Source organism: Brucella lupini, assembly GCF_002252535.1.
GTDB lineage: Bacteria > Pseudomonadota > Alphaproteobacteria > Rhizobiales > Rhizobiaceae > Brucella > Brucella anthropi.
Genome location: NZ_NNRN01000046.1, coordinates 266,924 through 287,135, shown reverse-complemented (window position 1 = coordinate 287,135; position 20,212 = coordinate 266,924). Strand labels below are relative to the sequence as shown.

Below are 20,212 nucleotides of genomic sequence, written 5' to 3'. Positions count from 1 at the left end.
ACGTGACCGGGTCATGTTGGATAAAACTCCAGTCATCCGCCTCAACGCGCAATCCGATCCGGGGTCTGCCAGGCCCCTCCAGAGTTGCGCTCTAATCCAGGTCCGATGCGCTTTCACCGCGATAGCGATGCAACATAAGCGCCCGCTTTACGAACCCGGCCGCCGCCTTTCCTTCAAGTACGGCTGCATGTATCACATTTCCGCCCCCAAATGCCAAATCCATTTCTTCCCCCGTAAAAAGAGTGAAAGAAGGGATTTCCGGACCCTCCAGATGCACCACGGCACGGCGAGCCTGATCGAGCTTGCGTACGCCGTCGGCGGCGGCTTCCTTTGCGTGCAACACCATGGCGGCTGTCCCGGTGCGGATCGCCTGATCCACCTTGGTCGAGCCAGATACCACAGCCCCGGCCTTGCGAGCCAGGGCGAGGCTGCCAAGGGCAGATTTCGTCAGCAACTGGTCCACCAGCGCGCCAAGATCCGCCTGCGGCGTTACACCTTCCTTCAGCGCCCGCGCAAAAAGCTTGCGCTTGACCGCTTCATCCACCAGACGGCGCTCGGCCTTGACCCAGCACCCCCTGCCCGGCAGAGTTCTTTTCAAGTCCGGCACCACGGAACCGTCGGGACCGGCCACGAAACGGATCAGATCATCGGCAGAACCGCTTTCGCGCGTGACGATACAGGTTCTGTCATTCATATCCTGCTCCACGCGAACTCCAGTCTTGCCATATTGCGGTCTGCCCGCACGTCGGACGTAACGCGGGCGCTGTACCAGAGCATAAGCCCCACCACAACCCGGAACATGTCCGAAACCTGAACTGGCCAATCAATTCGAATGAATGACGACCATTTTTCAGGGATGAATTGCAAGAGCCGCATAGCTTACGCCTGAATTACACCAGACGTAAGAAGCCATGCGGCTCTTTTTATTCCGGCCGCTTCTTAGGAAGCAGCTTCCTCTTCACCGACTTCGGCTTCTTCTTCCTGTGCCGATGCCAGTTCTTCTTCCGTGATCCATCCTGCCTTCAAACGCGCAGTCAGGACCATCTGTTCCGCATCGACGCGCGAAACATCGAAGGAAGAGAAGATACCGCTATGAGCGACGGTTTCACCGTCCTTGCGTTCACGCCAGCCGACCAGATCATCGACGGCATAGCCGGCAAAGTCTTCCATCGTCTTGACGCCGTCTTCACCGACAGCCACGAGCATTGCCGTGGTGATACCCGGCAGTTCGCGCAGTTCGTCTTCGACGCCCAGTTCCTTGCGGCGATCATCCTGTTCGCTCTCGATGCGATCCAGATATTCGCGGGCACGTTCCTGGATTTCGCCAGCCGTATCCTCATCGAAACCATCGATGGAGGCGATTTCGCCCGGCTCGACATAGGCCAGTTCTTCAACAGATGCGAAACCTTCAGAGGCCAGAACCTGACCAACCATCTCGTCAACGTTGAGGGCATCCATGAAGAGCGTCGAACGCTCGGTGAATTCCTTCTGGCGACGTTCGGATTCTTCGTCTTCCGTCAGGATGTCAATGTCCCAGCCGGTGAGCTGGGAAGCAAGGCGCACGTTCTGACCGCGACGACCGATTGCAAGTGATAGTTGGTCATTCGGAACGACAACTTCAATACGTTCAGCATCTTCATCGAGAACAACCTTGGCAACTTCCGCTGGCTGAAGCGCGTTGACGATGAAGGAAGCAGCGTCTGGCGACCACGGAATGATGTCGATCTTTTCACCCTGCAGTTCGCCCACAACGGCCTGAACGCGGGAGCCACGCATACCGACGCAGGCGCCGACCGGATCGATGGACGCATCACGCGACACGACGGCAATCTTGGCGCGGGAACCCGGATCGCGGGCAACCGACTTGATTTCGATGATGCCGTCATAGATTTCCGGCACTTCCATGGTGAAGAGCTTCGCCATGAAGGACGGATGGGTACGCGACAGGAAAATCTGCGGGCCGCGCTGTTCGCGACGCACATCGTAGACATAGGCGCGGATGCGGTCACCATAACGGAAAGCTTCACGCGGGATCAGCTCATCGCGGCGCACGATGGCTTCGCCACGACCGAGATCGACAATCACATTGCCATATTCGACGCGCTTGACGGTGCCGTTGACGATCTCACCAACGCGATCCTTGTATTCGTCATACTGGCGGTCACGCTCGGCTTCGCGCACTTTCTGCACGATGACCTGCTTTGCCGACTGGGCAGCAATACGGCCGAAATCCATCGGCGGCAGCTGATCGGCGATGAAGTCGCCGACCTGTGCGTCCGGGTTGCGATCGCGCGCGGTGAAGAGCGAAATCTGCGTCGCGTAATCCTCGACATGCTCGACGACTTCGAGCAGGCGCTGCAGCTTGATCTCGCCGGACTTCGCATTGATGTCCGCGCGGATGTTGCTTTCCTGGCCGTAACGCGAACGCGCCGCCTTCTGGATCGCATCGGCCATGGCCGCAAGAACGATCTCGCGGTCGATCGACTTCTCGCGTGCGACCGCATCGGCGATCTGCAGAAGCTCCAGCCTGTTAGCACTGACTGCCATTGGACTCTCCTTGGTGTCGCACCCGGCTCCTCTAGATGCCGGACGCCAGAAACTTATTCTTTATCTTCAGCTTCGCCCGATGCGGTTTCATCGGACTGCTCGCCCGCTTCTTCGCTACCGAGGTCGTCACCGGGAATGCGGCCTTCGCGCAGAGCCTTGTCCTTGCGCAACGCATCGCGGATCAGGTCATCGGTCAGCACGAGGCGTGCATCAGAAATCAGATCGAATGGAATGCGCACGACAGGTTCGCTGCCGTAGGAAATCTGGTCGCTTTCGATCACGACCGATTCCGCATCCCCCAGGACGATGCGGCCGCGGAATTTCTTGCGGCCTTCGTGCACGACGGAGGTTTCCACCTTTGCGATGTGACCGGCCCAATCGGCAAAGTCCGACTTGCGAACCAACGGGCGGTCGATACCGGGAGACGAAATCTCCAGATGGTATTTTCCACTGATGGGATCTTCCACGTCGAGAACCGGGGCAACCGTACGGCTGACCAGTTCGCAGTCATCGACCGTCATCGTGCCATCGGGACGTTCGGCCATGATCTGCAAGGTCTGGCCATTGAGCCCCGAAAGGCGCACGCGTACCAACCGAAAGCCCAGCGTATTGATGACGGGCTCGATGATGGAAGCCACTTTCGCATCAATACCCGTCTCGCGAATGATGCGTTCATCCGCGCCTGCTGCGAGCGTTTCTGCTTCGTTTGCCTGAACCTGTTCCGTCAACCTAAAAACCTTTCAAAAGGCCGGAAAGCCCCTTCAAGTTAGCCGTAAGTAACAAAAAAGAGCGGGACCGGGTGGACCCACTCTTGTTCAAACGACCAAGAATTTGAGACTTATATACCAGCGGAAGCGGATTTTTTCAAGACCGCTTCTGCTGTTCGATTCATTCCGTTCGCTGCTGGTAGCTTCAACGACGGATGAAGGTCAGATAGGCTGCACGGCGTCCTTCGCGAAAAGCCTTTGCCTCATAGCGCGTGCCAGGCCAGCCTTCATAGGCGTGGTTCCAGTCGGACGGGCCTTCTGCCTGCCAGTCGAATGCAGGATGACGGCGACAATGCTGGAGCGTCCAGTTGACATAATGTTCAATGTCGGAAGCAAACCTGAATTTTGCGCCGGGTTTCAGGACACGGGCGAAGCGGTCGAGATTGGCATCGCTGACGAAACGGCGCTTCCAGTGGCGACGCTTGTGCCATGGATCGGGATAGAAGAGATCGATACCCGACAAGGAAGCATCCGGTAGCCAGTCCAAAACCGCTGTTGCATCCTCGTCGTAGAGACGCAGATTCGATCGCGGTTCGCCATCCAATGCCGCCAGCATCTTGGCCATGCCGTTGATGAAAGGCTCGACGCCAATGAAACCCGTTTGCGGATAACGGCCTGTCTCATGGTGCAGGTGCTCACCGCCGCCAAAACCGATTTCCAGACGCACTGCATCGACCTTCGCTTCAAAGAGCGTGCGCAGATCCTGTGGCGCCGGGTTTTCGACGTTGATCTTGAGGCGGGGCAGAAGATCTTCGAACAGGTTCTTCTGGTGGCTTCGCAAAGGCTTGCCGTGGCGACGGCCGAAGAAATTTCCGGCACCGCGCAGAGGATGAGATTCTTCGGTCATATTTTATCCGTCGGCATCATATCGGTGTTCTATTTATTTGTTTTGACGCGCATCTAGCCCGAAAACCGTTTCACACTTTTCGGGATGCGCTCCAATAACAGAAGAGCGCGATCCAAGACCGCGCTCCTCGAAAATCGTCGGGACACATAACGCCAAGCGGCTTGCGATGCAACTTTCCGCCAGGAAAGTTACGCCACCGCGGCCTTCAGAGCCTTGGTCAGGTCCGTCTTCTCCCAGGAGAAAGAACCGTCACGGCCCGGTTTGCGGCCGAAATGACCGTAAGACGAGGTCTTGGCATAGATCGGCTTGTTGAGGTCGAGATGCTTGCGGATGCCGGTCGGCGACAGGTCCATGACCTCGCGAAGCGCTTCTTCGACCGCAGATTCGGCCACCTTGCCGGTGCCATGCAGATCGACATAAACCGAAAGCGGCTGTGCCACACCAATGGCATAGGAAAGCTGGATCGTGCAGCGGTCGGCAAGACCTGCAGCAACGACATTCTTGGCGAGATAGCGCGCGGCATAGGCGGCGGAGCGATCCACCTTGGTCGTGTCCTTGCCCGAAAATGCGCCGCCGCCATGCGGAGCGGCGCCGCCATAGGTATCCACGATGATCTTGCGGCCAGTCAGACCAGCATCGCCGTCCGGTCCGCCGATGACGAACTTGCCGGTCGGATTGATGTACCAGTTGCAAGTGGCTGCGATCGGAAGCTCGCCGAGTGCATCACGGATATAAGGCTCGACAACTGACCGAACCTTTTTCGAATCCCAGCTCGCATCCATATGCTGTGTGGATAGAACGATCTGCGTGACCTCAGCGGCCTTGCCGTTCTCGTAACGCACGGTGACCTGGCTCTTGGCGTCGGGGCCGAGTTTGCCTGCATCGCCTTCACCCTTGTGACGGGCTTCGGAGAGCTTTTCGAGAATCTTGTGCGAATAATAGATCGGGGCCGGCATGAGGTCCGGGGTTTCGCGGCAAGCATAACCGAACATGATGCCCTGATCGCCTGCACCTTCTTCGCCCTGACGATCGGCGGCGTTGTCCACGCCCTGCGCGATATCGGCGGACTGCGGATGCAGAAGCACGTCGATCTTCACCGTCTTCCAGTTGAAACCGTTCTGCTCGTAACCGATTTCCCGGATCGCCTTGCGGGCTGCCGACCGGAAACGCGAAGGATTAATCAGCGGATGTCCTGCAGCATCATGGGCGACAGTGCCGTCCTTATTCTTCTTCAGGAACGTATCCGGCACGCGCACTTCGCCGGCAATGACCACCCGATTGGTGGTGGCAAGCGTTTCGCAGGCAACACGGACAGACCAGGGATCAACGCCGGTGCGACGCGCTTCCTTATAGATCATGTCCACGATTTCATCGGAGATGCGGTCGCAAACCTTGTCCGGATGTCCTTCGGACACAGATTCGCTGGTGAAGAGATAAGAACTGCGCGACACGGGTAACCCCTCTTGAAAATCCAACGGAGAATATCTCCGCCATGGAAACACAGTAGCGCCCGGAACAGGCTTTCAGCGTTCCGGGCACGGTAATGTGTTAGCGAAGTTGGGATTAAACCGTCAATGCATATTCTTGTTGCGACAGCGCATCAGCGGGAAAATTCATTCCGGATGGCATTTTCTGCCTGTTCAGGCACTGTAAATCGCAAAAACCGGCGGGACATGTCTATGTCCCGCGTCTGCTGCACTTTTCGAGATATGAAATCAGTCAGCGTCCGCAGCGAGCGACTTCACGAGATCGATGATCTTGCGGCGCACTTTCGGATCTGAAATTTTCGTGAAGGCGCGGGTCAGCTGAACACCTTCGTTGGAATTCAGGAAATCGACCACATAGGTTGCTTCATTGTCTTCCGCAAAACCGGCCTGGTTCGAGGAACCTGGTGCGTCTTCAAAAAAGAAGGAAACCGGGACATTGAGAATTGCCGAGATCGCCTGAAGGCGGCTTGCACCGACGCGGTTGGTGCCTTTCTCGTATTTCTGGATCTGCTGAAACGTAATTCCAAGGCTTTCGCCAAGTTTTTCCTGACTGAGGCCCAGCATGTTACGGCGAAGACGGATGCGGCTGCCGACATGCACGTCAATTGGGTTGGGCTTCTTTTTATTCTCAATCATACAACTGTCACTCCTCGCAGCTGCGAGCTTCCATTCATGCTCTGTTCATCTGAACAGCGATAACAATAAGTTTTGGGAGGTAGTCTGACGATTTTCCGCAAAAACCGTCGCCGCCGCGCCATAACATCGTAACAATATTAGTCTGTCAATGAAAACGCCTGCCGATTGGCAGTCGGAAAGCCATGCTCAACACGAGTAAGGTTAACAGCGCTACCAGAGATTGTCGTGAGCCATGTGGCGTGCCCCAAAATGGTGCACGAGATGACGGTAGGTAAGCGTCAACGACCCCGACAGCGTCATGCGCAAGGCCGTCGGTGATTCGACCATAAGCATCAACGACAGCTGAAAGACCATTGTTAGCTGCACGAATGAGGGGGAGCCCTTGCTCCACCGCGCGAACCTGTGCCTGGCGAAAATGCTGGTACGGACCCGGCGTATCGCCATACCATGCGTCGTTTGTCACATTGATGATGGCGCTGGCTCTTTGGCCCGTATATCCAAGCTCATCCGGAAAAATGGCCTCGTAACAGATCAGCGGCAGAAAGGTCTGACCGTCTTTGACGTTCAGCGCCCGACGCGACGCACCGGCGGTAAATCCGCCCGGCATCTCCACCACTTCCTGAAGTCCAAGCCTGCGCAAAAAACTCTCATAAGGCAGGTATTCGCCAAAGGGGACGAGGTGCACCTTGTCGGCGGCATCGACAATCACACCACGATCATCAATCGTATAAATTGAATTATAATAGCGCGGCTCGCCGCCCCCTGATGCCTTCTCTTCACGAACGGCACCGGTGAGCAGCATCTGCCCGTCCTTCAGAACCTCGCCGATGCGGGACAGAGCCTCGGGCGTCGAGGTGAGAATATAGGGAACAGCCGTTTCCGGCCAAATGACCACATCGGGTTTCGGCTTGCCTTCCGCTGGCGCTTCGCCCGTCAGCGACACCAGCTTGTCGAAGATAGACCGGCGCTCCGCATTATCCCACTTCATGGTCTGGGCGATAGACGGCTGTACGATGCGAACCGCGAGCGTTCCTTTTTCTTCACCGATTGCCGGCGCTTTTGAAAGCGTCCAGGCACCGAATCCGACATGCGCTGCCACCAGCAACAGGGCGAGAACAATGCCTGTCTTGGCAAACCGCCCACCAATCAGCAGAGCCGGTGCGGCAAAGACAAAGACGGCCAATGCGCTCATCCCGATCAGACCGAGCACGGCAACCGATTGCATCAGCAGCGGCGTCGGCATGATGGCATAGCCGATCGCATTCCACGGAAAACCGGTGAACAGGAAAAGACGCAGCCATTCCGCCAGCGCAAAGCCAAACGCTAGCGCGAAGATACGCCCCAAGCCGTCCGACCAGAAGATGCGCGCAACCATGGCTGCAAACGCATAGAATAGAGCCAGAAATGCAGGGAGGCCTAGAACCGCCAGCGGCAAGGCCCAGGCAAACTGGTCTGCATCAACCAGCAGCGCCGTTCCAATCCACCACAGTCCGGAAACGAAATAGCCAAACCCAAACCACCAGCCAACCATGGCCGCTGGCAACAGACGGCGAACCGGCCCGGCATTCGCTTTCGCAATGGCCCCGTCAATCAACCAGACCAAAATGGGGAAAGAAACGAAACCCGCCACAAAACCATCGAAGGGCGGCTGGGTCAGCGTGGCGAAGGCACCGCTCAGGAAAGCGGCCAACGCTCGACGCCAGCCGCTCGAAAGAATGATTTTCCCCGCCAGCCTTTCGATCATCAGGCCTCTTTAGGAGCGTCGGTTGTGGCTTCAGCCTCTATAGGCTGGTCACCCGGCTTGGCGGATACGACAGCACGCTGCTGGCGACGGCGATCAGCTGCGGAAAGCGGCACAATACGCACTTTCTTCACCCGGCGAGGATCGACTTCCAGCACATGGAATTCATAGCCCGGAATAGCCTGCACCACTTCACCGCGAACCGGAATACGCCCCAGGACCGAGAAGATGAGGCCGCCGACCGTGTCGACATCCTCGCCATGTTCGCCGACTTCGAAGGATGGGCCGATTTTCGCGGCCAGCTCTTCCAGATCGGCGCGCGCATCGACAACGAACACGCCATCGGCTTCTTCGGCGATCATGATTTCTTCGTCGTCATGCTCGTCTTCGATATCACCGACAACCATTTCGACAATGTCTTCCAGTGAAACCAGACCGTCGGTACCGCCATATTCATCAATGACCAGCGCCATCTGGATATGGGTCGCCTGCATGCGCGCCATCAATCCGCTTGCCATCATGGATGGCGGCACAAACAGAACCTTGCGCATGAGATTGAGTTCACCGATCGTCTTGGTGAGATCGATCCGGCCCATGTCGAATTTGGCGGCCTTGTCTTCGGCCGTCGCCTTGCTGCGCGCGCTGCTACGGCGCGTGGTCTTCTGGCGGGCCTGCTTGGTAATGTAATTGAGAACATCACGGATATGGATCATGCCGCGCGGATCGTCCAGCGTCTCGGCATAGACCGGCATACGCGAATGGCCGGATTTTTCGAAAAGCTCCAGCACTTCCCAGAGCGGTGTGGAAATTTCCACTGCCTCGACATCGGCGCGCGGAATCATCACGTCTTCGACGCGAATCTCGCGCAGGCGAAGGATGTTATGCAGCATCGCCTTTTCTTCAGGCGAGAATGCTGAATCCTGTTCGCTTGCCGTGCTGGAAAGGGCATCGGCCAGATCTTCGCGCAGAGAAGATGATTGGCGCGAGCGCATGAACGGGAAAATATTAGACAAGAGGGAACGCTTCTCGGCCACTACGGGCCGCTGCGTACTTTGCCCTTCGGCGTCTTGAGTCTCGCTGCGATTTTCGCCAGCGGACGGGGGGTGCGATGTTTGATCAGCCATGGTCAATCGTTGTTAAGGTCTTATTCGGATACAGCATAAGGGTCGGGGATGGCAAGAGCATGAAGGATTTCACGCTCGCGCCCCTCCATAACCTCCGCTTCCGCATCGGTTTCGTGATCGTAACCCAAAAGGTGCAAAAAGCCATGCACGACGAGGTGAGCGAGATGGTTTTCGAGCGGCTTGCCCTCTTCACGGGCCTCACGCTCGACAGTTTCGCGCGCGATGATGATGTCGCCCAGCATCGGGCCCGGCTGCGCCCCGGCCTTGACCGGAAACGCAGGAAACGACAGCACATTGGTCGGCTTGTCCTTGCCGCGCCATTCTGCATTCAGGGTCTGGATCGAGGCATCGTCGGTGAAGACAACACTCAGCTCGCTTGCCGCGCTTTTCAGGCCAAGATTGGCCCAGGCGGCCTCGACCGACTTTCTGACGAGCCCTTCAAGGGCGGTTTCATCCGGCCAGTTGCCAGCTTCAACCATGATATCGATATGGATCGCGTTATTTGACACGTTCTGCGGCGGCTCTCCGTGCTGGCTAGCCGCATCATCCTTTCAGTTACAAGAAAGCTGTCTGCCAAGAGCGGTTCCCACTTTTGGGGACACACTCGAAAAGGCAGACAGCTTTTCTTAAATCGTGATTCCAATAGGCAATTGCAAGATCATTCCGAACGCGCGTGCTGTTTGCCGTCGCGGTCGTAAGCTCCGACGATTGCCGCCACCAGCGGATGACGAACAACGTCTTTCTCCGTAAAGCGCACCTTGATGACGCCCTCGACATCGTCCAGCACGCGAAGCGCTTCAACGAGACCTGATTTCTGGCCCGGCGGAAGATCGATCTGACTCGGATCACCATTGACCATCATGCGCGACCCCTCGCCCAAGCGGGTCAGGAACATCTTCATCTGCATGGACGTCGTGTTCTGTGCTTCATCGAGAATGACCGCGGAATGTGCCAGCGTGCGCCCGCGCATGAAGGCAAGCGGCGCGATTTCGATCACACCCGCCGTAATGGCACGCTCAACCTTTTCGGCAGGCATCATGTCGTAAAGCGCATCGTAAAGCGGGCGCAAATAGGGATCGACCTTTTCCTTCATGTCACCCGGCAGGAAGCCCAGTCGTTCGCCGGCCTCGACAGCCGGACGCGACAGGATGATGCGCTCCACCAGGCCGCGTTCCAGCAGCATCGCCGCATGGGCGACGGCAAGATAGGTCTTGCCGGTACCTGCGGGGCCGACGCCGAACACCAGCTCCGACCGGTCGAGCGCACGCATATAGGCATCCTGCGTCGGCGTGCGGGCAAAGATGGTCTTTTTGCGCGTGGAAATCTGGGCAGCAGAGAGCTTGCCCTTGTTTTCCATAGTCGGCAGCGTCAGCTGGTCGTCCGCAGCGATTGCCATGCGCAAGGCGCCGTCGACATCCGACGTCGTCAGCTCATGACCTTTCTGCAGCGTTTCATAAAGATGATCGAGTGCACGCCGCGCCTGCTCGGTTGCGGTCGGCTCCCCCCGGATCGAAAGCTGGTTTCCCTTGGAGCGGACATCCACGCCAAGCTTCTGTTCGATACGGGCCAGATTTTCATCGAACTGACCGTAAAGCGCGATGGCAAGACGGTTATTGTCGAAGGTGAGCACGATGTGGGCCATATCCGAGGCCCCGGTCGTCGGGCTTTTTTGCGTTTGATTGGTTGGCTTGGCAGACTTCAGCTTTTCCGTAGCGCTCAACCGTATCTCCTTAAAGCACAATCCTGAAAAGTTGCGACTTTTCAGACCAGATTATGCGTGAACGCAAACCGTTCACGCATTGCAATCGAAGTCTCGACAGGATTACCGGCAAGCGACTCAATACGCCGAAATTTTCTGCCTCGACATCATCATGCCTTCAGGCCAGTTTTTGCGCAATAAGGCTATTGGTCCCTGTGGATGTGATTTTCACATGAATGATGTCGCCGACCCGGTCATTGCTGTCATCGATGATGACAGGCAGGAGCCATGGCGAACGGCCCACCATCTGGCCTGCGACACGACCCGGCTTTTCAAGCAGCACATCCATCTCGCGACCGATCATGGAATCCTGAAATGCATATTGCTGTTCGGACAGGAGAGCCTGAAGGCGCTGAAGGCGCTCATCCTTGACCGCTTCCTCGACATGATCGTCGAGGTCGGCACCCGGCGTGCCGGGGCGAGGCGAATATTTGAACGAATAGGCCTGCGCGTAATTGACGTCGCGCACCAGCCGCATCGTGTCTTCGAAGTCCTGATCGGTTTCACCGGGGAAGCCGACGATAAAATCGCCCGACAGGGCCAGATCCGGCCTCACTTCGCGGATGCGTTCGATCAGACGCACATATTCATCCGCCTTGTGACGGCGGTTCATCGCCTTGAGAATGCGGTCAGAACCGGATTGTACCGGCAGATGCAGATAGGGCATCAGCTGGCGCAGATCACGGTGGGCGGCAATCAGGCTGTCGTCCATGTCGCGCGGATGGCTGGTCGTATAACGAAGCCGGGCAATGCCCGGAATGCGCGCCAGACGAAACAGGAGTTCGCCCAAGCCCCATTCGCGACCATCGTCACCAGCGCCGTGCCAGGCATTGACGTTCTGGCCAAGCAAAGTGAGCTCACGCACGCCGCTGTCGGCAAGGCGCTCGGCCTCGGTCACGATCTGCTTCACGCTGCGCGAAACTTCCGAGCCGCGTGTATAGGGAACCACGCAGAAGGTACAGAACTTGTCGCAGCCTTCCTGCACAGTTAGGAAGGCAGAAACACCACGCTTGCGGGTTTCCTCGCGCTTGGGCGACGGCAGGTGTTCGAATTTATCTTCGAGAGCGTATTCGGTCTCAACCACCTTTTCGCCGCTGCGGACCCGCGCAAGCGCATTGGGCAGGCGATGATAGGTCTGCGGACCGATGACGAGATCGACATTCGGCGCCCGGCGCAGGATTTCCTGCCCTTCGGCCTGCGCCACGCAGCCCGCAACACCGATGGTCAGTTCCTTGCCATTCGCTTCACGCGCATCCTTCATCTTGCGCAGACGGCCAAGCGCGGAATAGAGCTTTTCCGACGCCTTTTCGCGAATGTGGCACGTATTGAGCAGAACCAGATCGGCATCGTCCGGCGTATCGGTCGCAACATAACCTTCCGCTGCAAGGCTGTCGGCCATGCGCTGGCTATCGTAGACGTTCATCTGGCAGCCATAGGTTTTTACGAAAACCTTACGCACATTGGGGCGCTCTGCCGTGGGCTCGAGATCGGTAATATTGTCGCTCATGCGCGGCTATCTACAGCTTTTGTGACCATTTTGAAAGGTGACAATCTGAACACTTGGCTGAACACCCAATGGAACCGTTGTCACTCTTCGGGAATCTCGCGCCCCAGCAACGCACTTTGCAAGAGCGAGCGCACACGGTTTTCCATTGTGCGAGCCAGCGCCTTGCGGTCTGTCTTGGCCGTTACGACGACCGGCTCGCCAAAACGCACTTCAACGTCGATAGCGCCTTCATGCAAGATACCTTTCAGGTGCGGCATCAGCTCGACGTCGCCCGGCCATGATGCGATCGGGCGGAAATAACGGCCCATGGCCATGCCATGCACGCCCGTATAGGCAATGGCAACCGGCTGAACCACGACTTCGGGTACATTGGCTTCCTTGATCGCGGCATGCGCGGCACCAAAAAGCGCTGTCTTGAACGGCAGGACGCGATTACCATCCGAGGTCGTGCCTTCCGCAAACAGCACCATAGCGTCGTCGGTTACCAGACGCCTTGCGATTTCGGATGTCTGTTCACCCGTTTTGCCCCGCCGTTCCCGCTCCACGAAAACAGTGCGCTGCAAAACGGCGAACATACCGAAAACAGGCCACTTCCTGACTTCCGACTTGGCGATGAAGGAGACCTGACCGACCGTCGACAGAACAATAATATCGCTCCACGAAGTATGGTTGGCGACGAGTAACAAAGGTCGGCCCTCGTGCATCTGGCCGACGGTCTTGATGCGAAAACCGAACAGGCGTGCAGCAATACGATGGAAAAAGGTCGGCAGACGCCGCTTCCAGTTGTTCTTCAGCTTAAGCAACAGATACTGAACTGGAATAAGCGACAGGCTCAATGCGACCATTGCCGCGACGACGAGAAAGATGCGGATTGCTCCGATCATCGTAGCCCTGCCGGAGTACGACTCAGGTCGCGACGCAATATCAGTGCAGCCGAACGCCCATTGGCGGTTTCATAATAAGCAGGTCTGTCGCCAACCTTTTGGAAGCCGAGACGGCGATAAAGCGTCTGGGCGGCAATATTCGCCTCATCCACCTCCAGAAAAAGCGTTTCAGCGCGCTCCTGATAGAGATGGCGCAACACGGCATCCATCAGCGCGCGCCCGACGCCCTGGCGTTGCACATCACGCGCGACGGCGATCGTCAGGATTTCCGCCTCACCTGCCACCAGACGAGCCAGCACGAAACCACAGGCATCGTTCGGTTTGCCTTTCGCACGGGCAACAAAACCGAAAACCGTATCCTGTGCGATCAGCGATCTGAAATCGTCGGAACTCCAGCCGTGATGGAAAGCGACTGCATGAATACGCTGAATCGCATGACTATCCTGTGCGCCAAGCGGCTCCACCGAGATTTGTCTGCGACCGAAACGCCCAAACGGCAAGCCCATCATCGGCTATTCTCCGGTAGCCTTGCGCGGCAGTGCAAACCCGACCTGCGGCTTCGCATCAGGCCCACGCATGTAAAGCGGCTTCGGCGCATCGCCCGGCTGGCGCAAGCTTGCCAGACGCGCATAGATGCCGATTTTCGCGGTTGGCTCTATCGGGCCCAACTCGAAACGGCCACCAAGCACGTCATTGATCGCAGCGGCTGCAGAACCTGCAAGAACAGTATTTTCCGCTTGAGAAACAGCAAGAGCCTCCGCTTCCTCTCGCGACAGAACCAGCGGCTTCGCGCCCGGCAACCCTTTTGCATCGAATGATTGCGCATAAATCTCGCCACGATGCGCGTCGAGGAGAACCAGAATTGGCTTTTCCGGGGACAGTATCTGTGTTTCCGCAGCCAACGCTTCGAACGCCGTTATGCCGATGGCAGGAACGTCGAGCGCCAATGCAAAGCCACGTGCTGCCGAGACACCGATACGAACGCCGGTAAACGATCCCGGTCCGATATTGACCGCTACCCGATCCATATCGCGGAGCGACAGTTTCGCCTCAGTCACAGCACGTTCGATATAGTCCATCAATACTTCCGCATGTCCCTTGCCGATGTTTTCGCTCACATCGGCAAGCACGACATCGCCGTCGGCATTGTAGACGGCAACGGAACACCACGAAGCGGCAGTATCAAGCGCAAGTATCTTCATGCGCAACCGGGTAAATCAGATTTTACCTCGCGACAAGCCAAGTCTTGTCCAAAGGCTGGATCAGTTTCGTTTTTTAGCCCTTCTCGCGGAACAAAACTTGGCGATATACGTTTGAAAACCGGGTGCGGCAACGTTTTTGCTTTGTCCTGACGGCGACAAGGCCCATTCAGCAATCGAGCCTTACAATGATCTGGCGGGTTCATTTGCGTTTGGAACACCCACCCGTGACCATAAGCGACATCTCCCAGCCGCTCCAAGCCGGATCGAACAACAGGATATGAGGATAAAATGTCCAAGAAGTCGATGCATGCAACCCGCAACGATCTTCCTTCCAATACGAAGACGACAATGATCGCGCTGCTCAACGAAAATCTAGCCGCGACAATCGATCTTGCCCTCATCACCAAGCAGGCACACTGGAACCTCAAGGGACCGCAGTTCATCGCCGTTCATGAAATGCTCGATGGTTTCCGCGCCGATCTTGATGAACATGTCGACACGATTGCGGAGCGTGCCGTGCAGATCGGCGGAACGGCCTATGGCACTACGCAGGTCGTGGCCAAGGAAAGCAAGCTCAAGCCTTATCCGACCGACATCTATGCCGTTCACGACCATCTGCTTGCACTGATCGAGCGTTATGGCGACGTTGCCAATCTTGTGCGCAAGTCGATCAAGGATGCAGATGATGCAGGTGACGACGATACGGCGGATATTTTTACCGCCGCTTCCCGTGGTCTCGACAAGGCATTGTGGTTCCTTGAGGCCCACGTTCAGGAAAAGAACTGACCTCACAGATGCAATGAAAAGGCCGGGAACTCCCGGCCTTTTCTATTCGCGATAATCAGTTGGCCCATTCGCCGCTGCGCATCACTGGCTCTCGGGTTCCATCCGCATTGATGCCATCAACGTCGATCTGGCCGGAACCAATCATCCAGTCGATATGGATGAGACTCGAATTGCCACCCTGCGCCTTGATCTGTTCCGGTGTCAGTTTTGCGCCGTCGATAAAGCACTTGGAATAGCACTGGCCAAGCGCGATGTGGCTTGCGGCATTTTCATCGAACAACGTGTTGTAGAACAAAAGCCCGCTCTGCGAGATCGGCGAGGAATGCGGCACCAGTGCCACCTCACCCAGATGACGGGCACCTTCATCCGTATCCAGCACCTTGTTGAGCACTTCTTCACCGCGGCTTGCCTTCGCCTCGACAATTCGTCCGCCTTCAAAGCGAACCGCGATATCCTCGATCAATGTGCCCTGATGCGACAGAGGCTTGGTGCTCGTCACATAGCCCTCGACCCGTAGTGCATGAGGTGTGGTGAACACTTCTTCCGTCGGAATGTTCGGATTGCAGGTAATCCCATTCTTCGCCGTAGACGCGCCGCCGTGCCATTCATGACCGTCGGCAAGTCCGACCGTCAGATCGGTGTTCGGACCTTTGAAATGCAGGGCGCTATAAGCCTTGCCGTTCAGGAAGCGGGTGCGGGTGCGAAGCGCTGCATTGTGTGCCGCCCATGCGCCGACCGGATCGTCGACATCGACACGCGACGCCGCGAAGATCGCATCGGCCAGCTTGCGGGTCGCGATGTCCTGCGGTTCGTTCGGAAACATAAGCTTCGCCCATGCCGTATTGGGATAGGAGACAATGTTCCAGTTGATGTCGAAACCGGCAATCTTTTCGAGAGCCGGCTGATAAGCTTTCGAGTTGGCCCGGTTGGCGCGTGAAACCTTGGCCGGGTCCTGGTTGGAGAGGAGCATCGGATTGTCGGCAGCAATAGCCAAACGGGCAGCGCCATCCGAATAGGCCTTCGCCATACCCTCATAGAGCCAGCTTGCCGCACGATCGAAACTCGCGTCGGATGCGTTCTCGTAACGCGCAAGCGCCATTTCGTCATCCGCGAAGAATGGCGTTACCAGTCCGGCTCCAGCCTTGTAAGCATGCTTGGCGATAAGGCGAACCAGCGGCAAGGCCACGACCGGTGCGGTAATGACGAGATCCTGCCCCTCGCGCAATTGCAGACCAACGCGAACGGCGACTTCCGCGAGACGTTCGAGTTTCACCGGATCGATGACTGGGTTCAGCTGTTCATGAGCCATGGGTGGAAGACCTTTTTGGATATGGAATCACCGACAGTTTATCAGACGGCATAATTTCACCACCTTTTTTCCTGCCTTTGCAGTATAGTAATTCTGCAGTCAGTTGCAGGAGAAAGCAGACAGTAATGAATAAGAAAATGCTTATTTTGCTGGGCGTTATCGGCCTTCTGGCGGGCTGCGTGACCATGACACCTGAACAACGTCGTGCGGCCGACGAACAGACCTGCCGCAGCTATGGCTTCAAGGCCAAAACTGACGCTTTCGCCAACTGTCTCATGCGACTGGACCTCGATCGCAGAGCTGACCGGCGTGCCTGGCAGAATCAGGTCGATTTCTACGACACTCCGATGGTGATCTATCGCCCGATCTATCGCTGAAACTTTCGCCGAAAAGCGACGACAATCAGCCAGAAAAATCAAAACGCCGGTAAGGTAGAACCAGACCGGCGTTGCAGATTATCTGATTGTAAAATCGCCTCTTATAGCGGTGCTTCTGGACGGTCCTGGGACAGAAGAAGCGCGCCAATGGCGTCAGCCTGCTTCTGGCTTGCCGGAGCATAGCCAAGCGATGTCGGCTGCGGGGCTGTCGTATCGAATTGCGGCTGGTAGGAAGCCACCTGCATATGCTGTTCCTGCTGAGGTGCAGCCACACCGCGATGGCGTGCCAGTCGTTCGCCACGGGCCTGCGGACCAGCACCAGTGCTCTGTTCCACACTTTGAGCCTTTGCCGCTTCCGCGAGTGCCACCTGAACGGTCGGTTCCGTTCCCGGAACTGGACCGGTCTGCGGCAGGGTCACGTCATAAGACGGATCCTGCGGAACGGAAGGCGATTGCGGCGAATAGGCCATAGCCAGATTGTATGGCTCCTGCGGAACCGGATTTTGCAGCGAACCGTCGCGATTGCGCTTCTCGTAGAAGGAATTTCCACCGGCTACGAGCACGTAATGCATATTGTTGTAAGGGAACTTCAGACCCGCCGTGTGGAAGAACATGGCGTTCTTGAGCTTCGGATGACGCTCACCCTTCAGAACCGCGTCGGCAGCGGCCTGAACATCAGGCAGCGCCTTGGAATTCATCTGGCGGGTAAGCACACCGGGCGCAAACTGGTTCTTCTGACCGACGACACCGCAAATCGTATCCGGATAACGTCCCGACGCGAGACGGTTCATGACGACCGTACCAACAGCCAGAAGACCGTCGGAACTCGAACGATTGGATTCGAAGAACATCGCACGTTCAAGGCAATTCTTGTCCCGTGCGGTGTAGGTGTAGGTCTTCACGCCATTGACGGATTTGACGTGGCTTGCCGCCGTCTTTTCCGAATTGGCTTTTCCCGAGGTTCCGGTTGTCGTGCAACCGGTCACCACGAAAGGCGCAATCACCAGCCCGATAAGAGCGGGCAATTTCCACTTCGCGGCGCGCGTCAATGGCTCAGTCTCATGTTAGGACCCTTAACTGATCCAGTCATCCATTCAGGCGAACACATCTGGAACGATGTGCGCGAACGTCTGACTGCGGTGCAAGTCAAAGAGGACGAAGATCAAAATCACACGTCCTACAGTCGCTCAATCGAATTCAAGGTTTTGGAATTTTTAGGCCAAAAAAAGGCGGCGGGTCAAATCCCAACAATGCTGGAGACCGCTGAAAAGTCCTAAAACAATTCCGAATCGAGATTGCGAATGTGCCTACAAGCCCTTTAAATATATTAATAATTCCTTAACGAGAATTAGCGATTCAGGTAAGATATTGATTTAACGAGATTCAAAGTCTCGCAATACACGCCATATCGCTGCCTTAATTCGCTTTTGCTTGTACTTTTTTTGCATACACATTTGTGGTGTTTCAAATCTTCTGCAGAATTTCTGCTTCCAAGCCGGTTCCATTGCTCTTTGTCAACTTTGACAACAGATTTGTAATATCGCGTGAGATCATGCTTTTGAGACCCGTTTCGGGTTGTTGCAATGCGAATCGGGCGAGCACGATCCGCACCTTGCAAAGCTGGGTCTTAAACAAAAACGACCCACCACGGATACCGTGGCGGGTCGGACAAGTTCAGTTCCTGACGCCGAGATGACCGCAGCGGTCACCCGAAAGAATAACCCGCACCCCGAACGGTGCGGATCGGATCGAGCGCACGACCGACATTGATCGCCTTGCGCAGCCGTCCGACATGGACGTCCACCGTGCGGTCGTCGACATAGATGTCCGGTCCCCAAACGCCATCCAGAAGCTGGCTACGCGAGAAGACACGACCGGGCGACATCATGAAATATTCGAGCAGACGGAATTCCGTTGGTCCGAGACGAACTTCCTTTTCCTTGCGATAGACACGATGCTGTTGGCGGTCGAGAACCAGGTCGCCCACTTTCAGCACGTGCGAAAGAATGCTCGGATTCGACCGGCGCAACATCGCCTTGACGCGCGCAAGCAGTTCCGGCGTCGAAAATGGCTTCACGACATAGTCGTCCGCACCGACGCTCAGGCCGCGAACACGTTCGCTTTCCTCACCACGCGCCGTCAGCATAATGATCGGCAGGCGTTCGGTTTCCGGCCATTGGCGCAGGCGACGGCAGAGTTCGATGCCCGATACGCCCGGCAACATCCAGTCCAGAATGAGCAGATCCGGTACGTTCTCGCGCAAGGCGATCTCGGCTTCGTCGCCGCGCAGCATTGTATCGACCTGGTAGCCCTCTGCCTCAAGATTATAGCGAAGAAGAACGCTCAGCGCCTCTTCGTCTTCTACCACAGCGATTTTGGGTGCCTGTGACATCCAGTATTTCCCTATCCAAATTCGGCGGGCGGTGGATATAATCCCCCCAATCGACCGCGTGCCGCCGCGCTATTCACTCATTCTCAACCGCCAGACCGTGGTCCGGTCGGCTGCAGTTCAGGGTTTACGCGCCTCATCCACGACAATACCGTGGCTCAGGTCTTCCTTGGGTCGTTCGGCCGGCATTTGCAGGCCGGTAACGATGTAGTAGACGGTCTCCGCAATATTGGTCGCGTGATCGCCGATACGCTCGATATTCTTTGCGCAGAACAGAAGATGCGTGCAGGCGGAAATATTGCGCGGGTCTTCCATCATGTAGGTCAGCAGCTCGCGGAACAGTGACGTGTACATGGCATCAATCTCGTCGTCGCGGTCGCGAACGACATTGATCTGCTGCACCGAGCGCGATGCATAGGCGTCGAGAACATCCTTGAGCTGGGTCAGCGCCAGCTCAGCGAGTGTTTCGAGCCCGCGATAAAGCTTTACCGGCTGGCGTGATTCCGAAACGGCGGCAACGCGCTTGGCAATATTCTTGCCCAGATCGCCCACGCGTTCCAGATCGGCAGAGATGCGGATCGAGCCGATGATCTCGCGCAGGTCCACAGCCATGGGCTGACGCTTGGCGATAATCATCACAGCCTTGTCGTCAATCTCGCGCTCGCTGGCATCGAGAATGAGATCGTCGGAGATGACGCGCTGTGCGAGCGCATTGTCCGCATTGACGATAGCGGCGACCGACTGCTCGACCATACGTTCCGCATGTCCGCCCATTTCGGCGATCTTATGGGAGAGAAACTTCAATTCCTCGTCGTAGGAGCGAACGGTATGCTGAGACGGCATAGTAGAC

Annotated in this window: 20 protein-coding genes; 2 read left to right on the top strand and 18 right to left on the bottom strand. The window is 56.8% G+C overall.

Translation table 11 applies throughout. The annotated features are described in order from the left end of the window. Positions 1–91: 91 nt before the first annotated feature. The 14 genes from CES86_RS12905 to tsaB form a co-directional block, all read right to left on the bottom strand. The gene (locus CES86_RS12905) at positions 92–706 is read right to left on the bottom strand and encodes an RNA-binding protein (RefSeq protein WP_255411958.1); all 615 of its coding nucleotides are present in this window, start codon (positions 704–706) and stop codon (positions 92–94) included. 233 nt (positions 707–939) lie between these two features. After that, positions 940–2,547 (bottom strand): transcription termination factor NusA, encoded by a 1,608-nt coding sequence (nusA, locus tag CES86_RS12900; RefSeq protein ID WP_012090993.1) that lies wholly within the window; start codon positions 2,545–2,547, stop codon positions 940–942. Between the two features lie 53 nt (positions 2,548–2,600). Continuing rightward, positions 2,601–3,275, bottom strand: coding sequence for a ribosome maturation factor RimP (rimP, locus tag CES86_RS12895; protein ID WP_012090994.1), 675 nt, complete (start codon positions 3,273–3,275; stop codon positions 2,601–2,603). 184 nt (positions 3,276–3,459) lie between these two features. Continuing rightward, on the bottom strand, positions 3,460–4,161 hold the full coding sequence (trmB, locus tag CES86_RS12890) for a tRNA (guanine(46)-N(7))-methyltransferase TrmB (protein ID WP_012090995.1): 702 nt from the start codon (positions 4,159–4,161) through the stop codon (positions 3,460–3,462). A 188-nt stretch (positions 4,162–4,349) separates the two neighbouring features. After that, positions 4,350–5,612, bottom strand: a complete 1,263-nt coding sequence (gene metK / locus CES86_RS12885) for a methionine adenosyltransferase (protein WP_012090996.1) — start codon at positions 5,610–5,612, stop codon at positions 4,350–4,352. A gap of 264 nt (positions 5,613–5,876) precedes the next feature. Beyond that, a complete protein-coding gene (locus tag CES86_RS12880) occupies positions 5,877–6,284 on the bottom strand; it encodes a helix-turn-helix domain-containing protein (RefSeq protein WP_010657769.1) in 408 nt (135 codons plus the stop codon). A 145-nt stretch (positions 6,285–6,429) separates the two neighbouring features. Then, positions 6,430–8,028: an apolipoprotein N-acyltransferase gene (gene lnt / locus CES86_RS12875; RefSeq protein WP_094514566.1), complete on the bottom strand. Its 1,599-nt coding sequence runs from the start codon at positions 8,026–8,028 to the stop codon at positions 6,430–6,432. Beyond that, positions 8,028–9,149 carry a hemolysin family protein gene (locus CES86_RS12870; RefSeq protein WP_012090998.1) on the bottom strand — a complete coding sequence of 374 codons (1,122 nt, stop codon included), beginning with the start codon at positions 9,147–9,149 and terminating at the stop codon, positions 8,028–8,030. The genes lnt and CES86_RS12870 overlap by 1 nt, the downstream gene beginning before the upstream one ends. Positions 9,150–9,169: 20 nt before the next feature. Continuing rightward, on the bottom strand, positions 9,170–9,658 hold the full coding sequence (gene ybeY / locus CES86_RS12865) for an rRNA maturation RNase YbeY (RefSeq protein ID WP_012090999.1): 489 nt from the start codon (positions 9,656–9,658) through the stop codon (positions 9,170–9,172). A 149-nt stretch (positions 9,659–9,807) separates the two neighbouring features. Further along, complete coding sequence (locus tag CES86_RS12860) at positions 9,808–10,869, bottom strand: PhoH family protein (protein ID WP_012091000.1); 1,062 nt, start codon at positions 10,867–10,869, stop codon at positions 9,808–9,810. Positions 10,870–11,026: 157 nt separating this feature from the next. Next, positions 11,027–12,415 carry a tRNA (N6-isopentenyl adenosine(37)-C2)-methylthiotransferase MiaB gene (miaB, locus tag CES86_RS12855; RefSeq protein WP_094514564.1) on the bottom strand — a complete coding sequence of 463 codons (1,389 nt, stop codon included), beginning with the start codon at positions 12,413–12,415 and terminating at the stop codon, positions 11,027–11,029. A gap of 80 nt (positions 12,416–12,495) precedes the next feature. Then, positions 12,496–13,299, bottom strand: coding sequence for a lysophospholipid acyltransferase family protein (locus tag CES86_RS12850; protein ID WP_012091002.1), 804 nt, complete (start codon positions 13,297–13,299; stop codon positions 12,496–12,498). Continuing rightward, positions 13,296–13,808, bottom strand: a complete 513-nt coding sequence (gene rimI / locus CES86_RS12845) for a ribosomal protein S18-alanine N-acetyltransferase (protein WP_012091003.1) — start codon at positions 13,806–13,808, stop codon at positions 13,296–13,298. Before rimI ends, CES86_RS12850 begins: the two co-directional genes overlap by 4 nt. 3 nt (positions 13,809–13,811) lie before the next feature. Continuing rightward, positions 13,812–14,501, bottom strand: a complete 690-nt coding sequence (tsaB, locus tag CES86_RS12840; RefSeq protein ID WP_012091004.1) for a tRNA (adenosine(37)-N6)-threonylcarbamoyltransferase complex dimerization subunit type 1 TsaB — start codon at positions 14,499–14,501, stop codon at positions 13,812–13,814. 288 nt (positions 14,502–14,789) lie between these two features. Between tsaB and dps the strand changes: the two genes are divergently transcribed. After that, positions 14,790–15,287: a DNA starvation/stationary phase protection protein Dps gene (gene dps, locus CES86_RS12835; RefSeq protein ID WP_012091005.1), complete on the top strand. Its 498-nt coding sequence runs from the start codon at positions 14,790–14,792 to the stop codon at positions 15,285–15,287. A gap of 55 nt (positions 15,288–15,342) precedes the next feature. Here the strand turns inward: dps and CES86_RS12830 are convergent, their stop codons facing one another. Further along, positions 15,343–16,596 (bottom strand): aminopeptidase, encoded by a 1,254-nt coding sequence (locus CES86_RS12830; RefSeq protein WP_094514562.1) that lies wholly within the window; start codon positions 16,594–16,596, stop codon positions 15,343–15,345. A 125-nt stretch (positions 16,597–16,721) separates the two neighbouring features. On the opposite strand from CES86_RS12830, the gene CES86_RS12825 reads away from it, so the two are divergent. Next, on the top strand, positions 16,722–16,973 hold the full coding sequence (locus CES86_RS12825; protein WP_040129057.1) for a hypothetical protein: 252 nt from the start codon (positions 16,722–16,724) through the stop codon (positions 16,971–16,973). Between the two features lie 101 nt (positions 16,974–17,074). On the opposite strand, the gene CES86_RS12820 is transcribed toward CES86_RS12825, so the two are convergent. The 3 genes from CES86_RS12820 to phoU all read right to left on the bottom strand — a co-directional run bounded on the left by CES86_RS12820 (position 17,075) and on the right by phoU (position 20,205). Further along, positions 17,075–18,022, bottom strand: coding sequence for a cell wall hydrolase (locus CES86_RS12820; protein WP_010657757.1), 948 nt, complete (start codon positions 18,020–18,022; stop codon positions 17,075–17,077). A 656-nt stretch (positions 18,023–18,678) separates the two neighbouring features. Further along, positions 18,679–19,365, bottom strand: a complete 687-nt coding sequence (gene phoB / locus CES86_RS12810; RefSeq protein ID WP_006468130.1) for a phosphate regulon transcriptional regulator PhoB — start codon at positions 19,363–19,365, stop codon at positions 18,679–18,681. Positions 19,366–19,482: 117 nt separating this feature from the next. After that, on the bottom strand, positions 19,483–20,205 hold the full coding sequence (gene phoU / locus CES86_RS12805; RefSeq protein WP_010657755.1) for a phosphate signaling complex protein PhoU: 723 nt from the start codon (positions 20,203–20,205) through the stop codon (positions 19,483–19,485). Between the last annotated feature and the right edge of the window lie 7 nt (positions 20,206–20,212).